At 73.2% G+C, this 11,855-nt stretch carries 8 protein-coding genes; 4 read left to right on the top strand and 4 right to left on the bottom strand.

The genetic code is table 11. The features are described 5' to 3' along the window. The first annotated feature begins 153 nt into the window (after positions 1–153). The 3 genes from DW309_RS04410 (at position 154) to DW309_RS04400 (ending at position 3,750) form a co-directional block, all read left to right on the top strand. Positions 154–1,386 (top strand): ATP-binding protein, encoded by a 1,233-nt coding sequence (locus DW309_RS04410; protein ID WP_136044679.1) that lies wholly within the window; start codon positions 154–156, stop codon positions 1,384–1,386. Then, a complete protein-coding gene (locus DW309_RS04405) occupies positions 1,379–2,038 on the top strand; it encodes a LuxR C-terminal-related transcriptional regulator (RefSeq protein WP_136044678.1) in 660 nt (219 codons plus the stop codon). The genes DW309_RS04410 and DW309_RS04405 overlap by 8 nt, the downstream gene beginning before the upstream one ends. A 143-nt stretch (positions 2,039–2,181) precedes the next feature. Further along, positions 2,182–3,750, top strand: a complete 1,569-nt coding sequence (locus tag DW309_RS04400; RefSeq protein ID WP_168387173.1) for a metallophosphoesterase — start codon at positions 2,182–2,184, stop codon at positions 3,748–3,750. 52 nt (positions 3,751–3,802) lie between these two features. Here DW309_RS04400 and DW309_RS04395 read toward each other — a convergent pair whose 3' ends face one another. The 4 genes from DW309_RS04395 to DW309_RS04380 form a co-directional block, all read right to left on the bottom strand. Continuing rightward, complete coding sequence (locus DW309_RS04395) at positions 3,803–4,210, bottom strand: DapH/DapD/GlmU-related protein (RefSeq protein ID WP_136033147.1); 408 nt, start codon at positions 4,208–4,210, stop codon at positions 3,803–3,805. A gap of 81 nt (positions 4,211–4,291) precedes the next feature. Next, positions 4,292–5,065: a DNA-formamidopyrimidine glycosylase family protein gene (locus DW309_RS04390; RefSeq protein WP_136033144.1), complete on the bottom strand. Its 774-nt coding sequence runs from the start codon at positions 5,063–5,065 to the stop codon at positions 4,292–4,294. Next, positions 5,065–5,874: an EI24 domain-containing protein gene (locus DW309_RS04385; RefSeq protein ID WP_136044676.1), complete on the bottom strand. Its 810-nt coding sequence runs from the start codon at positions 5,872–5,874 to the stop codon at positions 5,065–5,067. Before DW309_RS04385 ends, DW309_RS04390 begins: the two co-directional genes overlap by 1 nt. Before the next feature lie 56 nt (positions 5,875–5,930). Beyond that, entirely contained in the window at positions 5,931–10,508 is a 4,578-nt protein-coding gene (locus tag DW309_RS04380; RefSeq protein WP_136044675.1) for an ATP-dependent helicase, read from the bottom strand. A gap of 126 nt (positions 10,509–10,634) precedes the next feature. Between DW309_RS04380 and DW309_RS04375 the strand changes: the two genes are divergently transcribed. Further along, the coding region (locus DW309_RS04375; RefSeq protein WP_136044674.1) for an acyltransferase family protein at positions 10,635–11,855 on the top strand (1,221 nt) is incomplete at its 3' end.

Raw genomic sequence — 11,855 nt, 5'->3', positions numbered from 1 at the left:
GGGATCGGCGGGCGGCGGGGGAGCGGTCGGAATCGTCATGCGTCGATCCTGCCGTCCGCCGCGGCCGGGCGACCATCGGGGGAACCCCTGAGCGGACCCTGGTTCCGCGTCGGGGGAGCCCCCGGACGGCGCGACGGATGATTGGATGACGGTATGTCCTCCTCGGCGTCCGCCCCCGCGCCCGCCGGTCGCGTCCCCGTGTCGACGCGGCCGCCATTGGCGCGCGACCGCGACTGCCTGGTCGCCGGGGTGAGCGCCGGGCTCGCGCGCCACCTGGGTGTGCGCGCGTGGATGGTCAGGGCGCTGTTCCTCGCGCTCACGCTGTGCGGCGGCGCCGGCGTGCTGCTGTATGCGTGGTGCTGGGCCTTCATGCCGTGGGCGGAGGGGGAGGTCGCGCCCACCCGTCGCGTTCCCGTCGCGTGGCTGCTGCTCGCCCCGGCCGCGGTGGGCGCCCTCGTGATCGTGGTGTGGCGGGGTGGGAGCGAGGCGCTCGACGGGTCGATCCCGCCCTCGGTCGCCGCCGTGGTCGTCGGCGGCACCGCCCTCGGGGCCACCGCCGCCGGGCTCTGGGCCACGCTGATCGACCGCACCGACACGGCCCGCGGCCCCCGGCACACCGTGTGGGTGCGGATCCTCGCCGTGCTGCTCCTCGGGCTCGTCTCGCTGCTGCTGCTGTCGTGGCCCATCGCCCGCTCCGGGGTGGCCCTGGCGCTGCTGCCGCTCGGCGGGCTGATCGCGGTGGTCGCGTCGGCCCTGATCCCGCGGTGGCGCGAGCTGGCGGGCGAGCGCATCCGGCGCATCAGGGAGGAGCAACGCAGCGTGATGGCGGCGCACCTGCACGACTCCGTGCTGCAGACGCTCGCGCTCATCCAGAACCGCGCCGGCGCATCCAGCGAGGCCGCCCGGCTCGCCCGCGCGCAGGAGCGCGAGCTGCGCGCCTGGCTGTACGACGGCGACGCCCCGGCCGACAGCGACCTGTCCACCGACCTGCGCGACTACGCCGCCGCGCTCGAGCTCGACCACCCGGTGCGCATCGAGGTGGTGTCGGCCGGGCTGTCCGCGGAGCGGGCGAGTGGCGAGCTGGCGGCGGCCGCCCGCGAGGCGATGCTGAACGCGGCACGGCATGCGGGCGGCGAGGTCGCGGTGTACATCGAGGGCAGCGCGCGGGGTGTCGACGTGTACGTGCGTGACCGCGGCAGCGGCTTCCGCCTCGACGACGTCCCGGGCGACCGCCTGGGCGTGCGCCAGTCGATCATCGGCCGCATGCGCAGGGCGGGCGGGTCGGGCGCGGTGCGCAGCGACGACGGCGGCACCGAGGTGCACCTCACCCTGCCGGCGGTTCCCGCGCAGGACCGGACCCCGCTCGGACAGGAGACCCGTGGCTGACCGCATCCGCGTCGTGATCGTCGACGACCACTCGATCTTCCGCTCCGGGCTGCGCGCCGACCTCGACGCGAGCGTGACCGTGGTGGGCGAGGCGGCGGAGGTGCCATCCGCGGTCGCGGTGATCGCCGAGACGCAGCCCGACGTGGTGCTGCTCGACGTGCACCTTCCCGGTGGTGCGGGCGACGACGCGACCGGGGGAGAGGCGGTGATCCGCGGATCGCTGCCGTCGAGCACGCGGTTCCTCGCGCTGAGCGTATCGGATGCCGCCGCCGATGTGGTGCGGGTGATCCGTGCCGGGGCCCGCGGCTACATCACGAAGGGCTCGTCGGGCGGCGAGGTGAGCGCGGCCGTGCACGCGGTCGCGGAGGGCGACGCGGTGTTCTCGCCGCGCCTCGCCGGGTTCGTGCTCGACGCGTTCGGCGCGGTCGCCGGGGAGACGGCCACCGCGACCGACGAGCTCGATCGGCTGTCGGCGCGCGAGCAGGAGGTCATGCGGCTGATCGCCCGCGGCTACGCCTACAAGGAGGTGGCCGCCGCGCTGTTCATCTCCATCAAGACGGTCGAGACGCACGTGTCGTCGGTGCTGCGCAAGCTCCAGCTGTCGTCCCGGCACGAGCTCACCGCGTGGGCGTCGGAGCGCCGACTGCTCTGATCGGGCGTGGTCCTGTCATACTGCCCGTTGTGCATTCGGCGTCCGACCTGTGACCCTGGATGCACCTCCGCTGTGGGACGGAGAGGGCGGGCGGTCGATCGTGGGGATCGACGGCGAACGGGGGTGGGGAGATGCGCTCTGCGATGCGCAGGAGCCGCGGTGTGCGGGTGCTCGGCGGGGTGCTCGCCGTGCTCGGGGGACTCGTGCTGGCCTCCCCGGCGGCGATCACGAGCGCGGGGAACGACGAGCGCGAGCGCCCGGAGCCCTTCACGATCGTGGTGCTGCCCGACACGCAGAAGTACACCGTCTCGGACGAGCTCGCGCAGAGCCTGAACGCGCAGACGCAATGGATCGTCGACACCCGTGAGCAGCTCAACACGAAGTTCGTGATCCAGGTGGGCGACCTCGTCGACTCCTGGCCCGACGTGCACCAGTGGGAGCGCGCGAGCCGCGCGATGGCGATCCTCGACGACGCCGGGGTGCCCAGCTCCGTGCTGCCGGGCAACCACGACCTCGACGTGACGACGGGCGAGTCGAGCACGTACGACGAGTACTTCCCGCCGAGCCGCTACGCCGATGCGACCTGGAACAGCGCGGCCGTGTCGTACGGCGGGTACCTCGGTCAAGACCGGTTCGGCCAGGACGGCATCGACCGCCAGAACAAGGACAACTACAGCCTGCTGACCGTGGGCGACACGAAGCTGCTGCTGCTCAGCCTCGAGTACGAGACGCCCGCGTACGCACTGGAGTGGGCGCAGCGCGTGATCGACGCGCACCCCGACCGGACGGTGATCCTGGCCGTCCACGGTCTCATCACCACGGGCGGCGCGCGGTCGACCGCCACCGAGCGCACCGACGTGACCCCGGTGACCGAGGTCGACCTGTGGCGGGACTTCATCTCGCAGAACTGCTCCATCGCGATGGTGGTCAACGGGCACTGGGCGGTGGGAGACGCGGGCGAGGCGCGGCGCAGCGACCTCAACGCGTGCGGGCGCCCCGTGCCGCAGATCCTGTCGAACTACCAGGGCCGCGCCAACGGCGGCGACGGGTGGCTGCGGTACTACACCGTCGACCCGGCCGCGGGCACGGTCGATGCCCACACGTACTCGCCCACGCTGCGGCAGTACGAGAAGGACGACGACGGCCGCTTCACGCTCCCGCTCGACCTCACGCCGACGGACGACCGGGTGCTGCTGCGCGGCGGGTCGGACTGGAAGGTGTGGAACGAGCTCGGCGCGTGGCCACGCGGGTGGAAGAGCGCGGCGTTCGACGACGACGACTGGCAGACCGGCACGGCCCCGCTCGGGTGGGGCAAGGGCGTGCAGACGCCGATCGACCTCGGCCCGCCGCCGGAGAACCGCGCGCGGGCGATGCTGTTCCGGAAGACGGTGGAGCTGGACGACGTCGAGGAGCTGTCGACGGTGACGGTGAGCACGAGGGCCGATGACGGCGTCGCGGTCTGGGTCAACGGCACCCTGATCGGCACCTCGCACCTCGCGTCGAAGACGCCCACGAGTGAGACGTTCGCAGACGTCGGGCGTTCGACCGACAACGCCACGGACGACCCCGTGACGTTCACCGTGCCGCGGGGCCTGCTGCACGACGGCGAGAACGTCGTGGCCGCCTCCGTCCACGTGAACTACCTGGGCACGAACAGCAGCACGTTCGACCTCGTGATGACGGGTCGGCGATCCTCGTCCGACGGCGAGTGACCGGCCGCCGGACGGTGATGCTCGGTGCGGCCCGGCCCTCCCCGAGTCGCGGTCAGGCGGCCAGCCAGAGGCCCTTCTGATCTGTGGCGACCGTGAGGCCGGCGGCGACCGTCTCGTCGTCGCCGATGCGGGCGCCGGGAACGATGCGGGCGCCGGGTCCGATGTCGGTGCGGACGCCGACGTGCGCGTGGTCGCCCACCGCCGCCCCCGGTCCCACGTGCGCGTGCGCGTCGATGTACGCGCCCTCGCCGATCACGGCGTCTTCGTCGATCCACGCCCCGCGCGCGATGATGGCTCCCGCCCCGACGCGCGCGCCGGGTTCGATGTAGGCGCCCGCCTCGATGTGTGCCTTGGGGTGCACCTTCGCGCCGTGCGCGACGAGACCCCGACCGTTGGCGTGCTTGCGGTACCGCAGCGTCGCCCCGTGGTCGTTCTCGATGTCGACGTAATTCTTGCCCACGATTCCTCCCGTGTTCCGGAGTTCTCCGGATATATCAACAACCACGGGCGGGGTGTTTTCATTCCCCCGGATGGATGCGGCTCAGCGCTGGCAGCGCGGGCACCAGAACGTGATGCGCTCGCGGGTGGGATCGGCGCCCTGCTCGCCCCGCCGGATGAGGGTGCCGCAGCGGCGGCACGGGCGTCCGGCACGTCCGTACACCCATGTCCCCTGGCCCGGACGATCGATACCGGTGAAGGTGCGGTGGCGGCGGTCGCGGTTCGCGCGGATGGTGCGCACACCCAGGTCGAGCAGCGCGGCCACATCGACGTCCGCCGTCGGCGTCGTCGGGAGGATTCCGCGCAGGAACAGGAGTTCCGCGGCGTACTCGTTCCCGAACCCGGCCACGTTTCGCTGGTCGAGCAGCGCCACGTGGATGCTGCGGGTGTCGGCACCGAGTCGTCGCACGGCCTCGGCCGCATCCCAGTCCGCCGCGAGCGGATCCGGTCCGAGGTAGCCCACCAGCTCACCCTCGTCGCGGGTGGGGACGACCTCGACCTCCGCGATGTCCACGCCGACGGCCTCACGCTCGGCGGTGCCCACGATCGCGCGCACCTTGAAGGCCGGGTGCCGCCACCTCTCGCCGGCGCGGTACACGAACCAGGCGCCGTCCATGCGCAGATGGGAATGCAGCGTGCTGTCACCGATGCGCAGCAGCAGATGCTTGCCGCGCGGCACCGCCGCGTGCACGCGCTGTCCGGTCAGGTCGACCGTTGCGAAGCGGGGCACACGCAGGTCGAAGCGCGTGACCTCGGCACCCGCCAGTGCCTCGTCGAGACGCCGTGCGGTGCGGAAGACGGTATCGCCCTCGGGCATCAGCGCCTCCCGTCCGGTGAGGGCGGCGTCACGGCGGGCGGAGCGGCGGCGTCGGACGGGGCGGTCGCCGCGGGCAGGGGCCGGCGGGTCATCATGTCGCGGGCGAGCATCGTGCTCCCGGCGACCGCAGCGGGCATCACCGCGATCGCGCCGCCGGGGATCAGGAAGCACAGCTGCGTCGCGACGCCGAAGCCCAGCACGCGCGCCCTGCTGCCGGAGAACAGGACAGCGCGGTCGGACGGGCTGAGCTCACGCGCATCGAACGCGCGCCCGGTCAGCTCGCGCGCCAGCAGCCGTCCGGTCAGGATCACGCCCATCACCGGGGCCAGGACGCCGCCGACCGCCGGGATCAGGCCGAGCACCAGCACGAGCAGCGCGATCAGGATGCCGAGGACCACCAGCCGCAGGCCCTCGCCGACGGTGGTCCAGAACCCGCCGCCGTCCGTCGCGGGCGGGTGGTCGAGGTCGACCTCGACCGCGTGCCAGATGCGCTGGTAGAACGGGTCGCCGATCGTGAGGGTGAGGGCGCTGAACACCGAGCTGGCCAGGGCCAGGGCGGCCGCGACCACCACGAGACCGACGGCCGTGCGCAGCAGACCGCGCCAGGGCTCGTCCCACCGGTCGGCGAACGGCGTCAGCCACGACGAGATCGACGGCATCCCGATGATGAGCGGGATGATCGCAGCGGCCAGCACGATCACGGCGATCACCGCGGGGATCAGCCCGAGCGCCATGAGCCCCGGGCGCGTGCGCCACACACCGAAGCCGCGGAACAGGGTGCGGACGCCGGCGCTGAACTCTCTGACCATGGCTCCAGGGTAGGTGTCGGGCGGGCGGGGTGGCGGCGACGAGCGCGCGGGAGTGCTCAGACGGCCTTGCGGAGCGTGAACCCCCGCGGCGTCTGCACGAACCCGGCCTCCTGCAGGGCGGTAGCGAGCTCGGTGCCGTAGACGCCCTCGCCGTTGACCTTCTCCACCGTGAGGGTGTCGAGGCGGCGGTCGCGGGCGGTCGCCGCGAGGTCGGCGGTCGCGGCGCGCAGCACCTCGGGGTCGTCGGTGAAGCACAGCACCGTGCGCCCGCCGCGCTCGAGCGACAGCACCAGCGCGCCGTCGACCAGCACCACGAGACCGCCCGCCTTGCGCCCGGGCCGGTGCGACACGCCGTCGAGCTTCGGCCAGCCGAGCGCGGCGCCATAGGGGTTCGCGGGGTCGGTGGCCGCGAGGGTCACGGCCGTGCGGGGCGGCGGATCCGCGAGCCCCGCGTAGGTGCGCAGCCGGTCGACCGTCGCCGAGGCCGCGAACTGCGCGGCGCCGAGCTTCTCGATCACATAACCGCGCCGGCAGTGTCCCGCCTCCTCGAAGCCCGCCAGCACGCGGTACGCCTGGGCGAAACCGCCGGGCACGCCCTCCGCCTGCACCGCGCCGCGGGTCACCACGCCGTAGCGGTCGAGCAGGAGCCCGGCGGTCACGGTGGCGCGTCGCGCGGCATCCGTCTCGATCGCCGGCAGCAGAGACCAGCGTCCGCCGATCGAGGTCGGCCGCGGTGCCGTGCGCGTGAGCGACATCCCGCGGTAGGTGCGCGCGCGGGGGGCACGCCGCTTCACCTTGTGCGCCTGCGATCCGCCCGCGAGCAGCGAGCGGATGGGCGCGAAGGTGTCGTTCGTCACGTGCCCCGACCAGGTCAGGGCCCACAGCGCCTCGAGCACCGACTGCTCGTTCTCGGCTCCGGTCATGTCCTTCAGCTGCGCCGCGAAGTAGGCGCCGCCCGCGGCGAGGGCGTCGAGCAGCCGGGCCTCCAGGGAGTCCGCGGCGATCTCGGCGTCGGGCTCGGGAAGCGTGAACGGGGCGAGGTCGACGGGGTGCAGCGACACCCAGCCGTCGCGGCCCGGAAGCGTGCCGTGGCCCGACCAGATCACCTCGCCCGCGGCCGTGAGCTCGTCGAGCATCGCGGGGGAGTAGTCGCGCACCCGCGACGGCAGCACGAGCGACTCCCACGCGCTCGCGGGGATCGGCACACCCGCGAACTGCTCGATCACGGTGAGCACGCCGTCGATGCCCTCCAGCGGCCGACCGAGGTGCTGCCAGTCGGGCAGGAATCGCGCGTAGGCCTCCGGCGACACCGGCTCGACGGACCCGCGGATCGCCGCGAGCGAGCGCATGCGCAGCCGTCGCAGGACCTCGGTGTCGCACCACTCGAGGTCGTCGCCGCTGCCCGCCGCGGTCGGCAGGAAGTAGCCGCTGGTCAGACGACCGTTCGTCTCCAGGCGCTGCAGCGTGTGCCGGGCGACCGCGGCGCCGAGACCGAACCGGGTTGCGACGGCCGTGGTCGTGAAGGGCCCGTGCGTCCGGGCGTACCGCGCCACCAGGTCGCCCAGGGGATCGGCGACCGGCTCGAGGAACGCGACCGGGATCCCCGTGGGCAGGGCCGCGCCGAGGGCGTCGCGCAGCCGACCGGCGTCTTCGATCGCGGCCACCCTGGCGACACCGGCCACGGTGACCGGGATGGCACGGCGGGCGCCGATCAGCTCATCTAGCAGCGTTGCGGCGCTGGCGCCGGCGGTCGGGTCGGGGTCGAGTCGCGCCGACACCTCGTCGGCGTCGAGCGGGCCTAGCATGCGCAGCAGGTCGGCCACGCCCTCCAGACCGCGCACCCGCCGCTCGGGGTCGAGGCGCTGTGCCTCGCGCTCGAACTGCGCGATCACGTCGGGGTCGAGCAGCTCGCGCAGCTCCACCGTGCCCAGCAGCTCGCCCAGCAGTGCGGGGTCGACGGAGAGGGCGGCCGCCCGGCGTTCGGCCAGCGGCGAGTCGCCCTCGTACATGAACGCGCCGACATACCCGAACAGCAGGTCGCGGGCGTAGGGGGAGGGCTGGCCGGGCTGGGTCTCCACGAGCCGCACGCGGCGGTCGCCGATCGCGGTCGCGAGCTTGCGCAGGGACGGCAGGTCGTACACGTCCTGCAGCACCTCGCGCAGCGTCTCCAGGATCACCGGGAACGTGGGGTGCCGGCGGGCGACCTCGAGCAGCTGCGCCGACCGCTGCCGCTGCTGCCACAGGGGCGTGCGCCGGTTGGGGTTCGTGCGGGGCATGAGCAGCGCCCGCGCCGCGCACTCGCGGAACCGGGAGGCGAACAGCGCCGAACCCCCCACCTCCTGGGTCACGAGCTGCTCCAGCTCGTCGGGGTCGAACACGAACAACTCGGCGCCGGGCGGCTCGGCCTCGGCGTCGGGGATGCGCACGATGATGCCGTCGTCGCTCGCCACGGCGGAGCCCTCGACGCCCAGCCGCTCGCGCACCCGCGCGTTGATCGCGAGGGCCCAGGGCGCGTGCACCTTCATGCCGTACGGGGAATGGAGGATCACGCGCCAGTCGCCGACCTCGTCGTGACCGCGTTCGACCGTAAGGGTGCGGTCCGTCGGGAGGGTGCCCGTCGCCTCGCGCTGCTCGGTCAGGTGCGCCATCAGGTTGGCGCGCGCCTGCTCGTCGAGCCCGGCCTCGATCAGCCGCTGCTGCGCCTTCTCCGGCGAGGCGGACGACACCTCGCGGGAGAACGCGCCCAGGGCCTCACCGAGCTCGAACGGCCGGCCGATCCCGTCACCGTGCCAGAACGGCACCTTGCCCGGCTGGCCGTATGCGGGGATCACGTTCACGCGGTCGTGCGTGATCTCGGCGATGCGCCAGCTCGTGGTGCCGAGCGTGAACACGTCGCCCACGCGCGACTCGTACACCATCTCCTCGTCGAGCTCGCCGACCCGCGCCCCGGTCGACTCGCCCGCGACGAACACCCCGAACAGCCCGCGGTCGGGGATCGTGCCGCCGCTGGTCACCGCGATGCGCTGCGCCCCGGGGCGACCGGTCAGGGTGCCCGCGTCGCGATCCCACACCAGACGCGGCCGCAGCTCGGCGAACTCGTCCGAGGGGAAGCGGCCGGCGAGCAGGTCGAGCGTGGCCTCATACGCCGAGCGCGGAAGGGACTGGAACGGCGCGGACCGCCGCACGGTCTCGAACCACTCCTCCACGCTGATGGCGCCGAGGGCGCTCGCCGCCACGGTCTGCTGCGCGAGGATGTCGAGCGGGTTGCGCGGCACCTGGATGGCCTCGATCTTGCCGGCGAGCATGCGCTCCGTGACGATCGCCGTGTGCAGCACGTCGCCGCGGTGCTTGGGGAACAGGGCGGCGCGACTGATCTCGCCCACCTGGTGCCCGGCGCGCCCGACGCGCTGGAGCCCGGAGGCGGCGGACGGCGGAGCCTCGACCTGGATCACCAGGTCGACCGCGCCCATGTCGATGCCCAGCTCCAGGCTGCTGGTCGCGACGACGCAGCGCAGCACTCCCGACTTCAGCTCCTCCTCGACCTGCGCCCGCTGCTCCTTCGACACCGAACCGTGATGGGCCTTGGCGAGCACCGGATCCGCTCCCGCGGTCGCCCCCGCCTGCGCCATCATCGCCGCGGGCACGGACGCCTCGGGAAGCGCGACCCCGATCCGCTCGGAGTAGATCTCGTTGAGGCGTCCCGTCAGCCGCTCCGCGAGGCGGCGGGAGTTCGCGAACACGATGGTCGAGTTGTTCTGGAGGATGCGGTCGACGATCGCCTCCTCCACGTGCGGCCACACCGAACCGGTCACCTCGGTGTACTCCGCGTCGATCCCCGGTGCCTCGGGCGGCGCACCGGGGGGCGGCGGCGGGTTGGTCATGTCGTCCATCGGCACGACCACGCCCAGCTCGAACGTCTTGGACGCCGGCGGGGCCACGATCTCGACCGGGTCGGCTCCGCCGAGGAACCGCGCGACCTCGTCGATGGGTCGCACGGTGGCGGACAGCCCGATCCGCTGCGCCGGCTTCTCGTTGCCGTGCGCGGCCCGCAGCGCGTCGAGGCGTTCCAGGCTGACCGCCAGATGCGCGCCACGCTTGGTGGCTGCCACGGCGTGCACCTCATCGATGATCACGGTGTGCACGTCGCGCAGGGTCTCCCCGGCGCGGCTGGTGAGCATCAGGTACAGCGACTCGGGTGTGGTGATGAGGATGTCGGGCGGGTCGGACACGAGCTTGCGCCGGTCGCTGGAGGTGGTGTCGCCCGAGCGCACCCCGACCGTGACCGCGGGGGCGGCGAGCCCCAGCCGCCGCGCGGACTGCCCGATCCCGATCAGCGGGGACCGCAGGTTGCGCTCGACGTCGACGCCCAGCGCCTTCAGCGGGGAGATGTAGAGGATGCGCGTGCGCCCGGAGTCTGCGTCCACGGGCGCCTCGGCGCGCTCGCGGAACACGCTGTCGATCGCCCAGAGGAACGCCGACAGCGTCTTGCCTGAGCCCGTCGGCGCGACCACGAGCGCGTGCTTGCCCGCCGAGATCGCCTCCCACGCCCCCGCCTGGGCGGGAGTGGGCGCGGTGAAGGCGCCGCGGAACCAGTCCTGGGTGGCGGGCGTGAAGCGTTCGAGCACATCGCTCATCCCCCCATCTTCGTGGACACCGCCGACATTGGGGCCGACGGGCGCTCGCCCCGGCGCGACAGGAGGGCACTCAGGAATACCGGGTAACGTCTAGCGTGTTACCGTCCGAATCGAAGTGACATCCTCATGCCTTTCCTCGCCTCCTCCTCCGCCGCCTCGGCGTCCCCCTCCTCTCGCGTCTCCGGGCTGACCGGACTTCGCGCACTGGCCGTCGTCGCCGTCCTCGGCTACCACCTCCTCCCCGCCGCGGTGCCCGGCGGATTGATCGGCGTCGACGTCTTCTTCGTCGTGAGCGGCTTCATCGTCACCCGACTCCTGCTGCGCGAACGCGCGCGCACCGGCCGGGTGTCGCTCGGCGCGTTCTGGGCGCGGCGCGCCCGACGCATCCTGCCTGCACTCGCGCTCGTGCTGGCCGTCTGCATCCCGCTCGCCTTCCTGGTCGCTCCGCACCTGCTGTCGGGCATCCGGCGTCAGTTGATCGGCGCTCTCACGTTCAGCTCGAACTGGCTGGCGATCGCCGCGGACGGCGACTACTTCCAAGCCGACCAGCCCGACCTGTTCACCAACCTGTGGTCGCTGGCGGTCGAGGAGCAGTTCTACCTGATCTGGCCGTTGCTGCTGGTCCTGCTGCTGGTGGTCGTGCGCTGGCGCCGCCGCGCCGTCGTCGTCCTCGCCCTCGTGCTGGCCGTGCTGTCAGCGGGGGCGATGGTGCTGCTGTCGGCGCCGCCGCTGGGATCGCCGACCCGCGCCTACTTCGGCACCGACACCCACGCGTTCGGACTGCTGCTGGGCGTCGCTCTCGCCGTCGGGATGGGAGCGGGAGAGGTGCGCATGGCCACCGGTCGGCGGGCCGTGGCGCGGACGGCTCTCGGCGTCGCCTCGCTCGGCGTGCTGGTCGCGCTCGCCGTGGTGCTGTCGGACGCATCTCCCGCTGCCGCGCACGGCGGCCTCGCGCTGGCCAGCCTCGCCGCTCTCGGCCTGATCTGGTCGGCGGCGACGGTGCCGCCGCTCGGCCGTGTGCTGGATGCGGCCCCGCTGTCCTGGCTGGGCGAGCGCTCGTACGCGGTGTACCTGTGGCACTGGCCGCTGCTGCTGATCCTGGGGGCCACTCCGCTCGCGGCGCAGCCACTGCTCGTCGCGGTCGTGACGGCGGCGCTGTCCATCCTCGTCGCCGCGCTCTCCTACGCCTTCGTCGAGGCACCCTTCCGGCGCGGCCTGCGCGTGCATCCGCCGCTTCCCCGTCGACACGTCGTGCTGCCGGCGCTCGTGGTCGGGGTGCTGGCGGTCGCGAGCGCGGGCATCGCGATCGGCCATGACGACGCCTCGGCGGCCGAGGCCCTCGTCGAG

This window comes from Microbacterium sp. K41, assembly GCF_004794395.1.
Taxonomy (GTDB): domain Bacteria; phylum Actinomycetota; class Actinomycetes; order Actinomycetales; family Microbacteriaceae; genus Microbacterium; species Microbacterium sufflavum.
Note: the sequence above shows the minus strand (reverse complement) of the source record. Positions and strands in the feature narration are given on the sequence as shown.

Excerpts from the sequence above, each read along its gene's own strand:
- DW309_RS04410 (WP_136044679.1), top strand. The coding sequence starts at position 154 with ATGTCCTCCTCGGCGTCCGCCCCCGCGCCCGCCGGTCGCGTCCCCGTG.
- DW309_RS04400 (WP_168387173.1), top strand. The coding sequence starts at position 2,182 with ATGCGCAGGAGCCGCGGTGTGCGGGTGCTCGGCGGGGTGCTCGCCGTG.
- DW309_RS04390 (WP_136033144.1), bottom strand. The coding sequence starts at position 5,065 with ATGCCCGAGGGCGATACCGTCTTCCGCACCGCACGGCGTCTCGACGAG.
- DW309_RS04385 (WP_136044676.1), bottom strand. The coding sequence starts at position 5,874 with ATGGTCAGAGAGTTCAGCGCCGGCGTCCGCACCCTGTTCCGCGGCTTC.
- DW309_RS04380 (WP_136044675.1), bottom strand. The coding sequence starts at position 10,508 with ATGAGCGATGTGCTCGAACGCTTCACGCCCGCCACCCAGGACTGGTTC.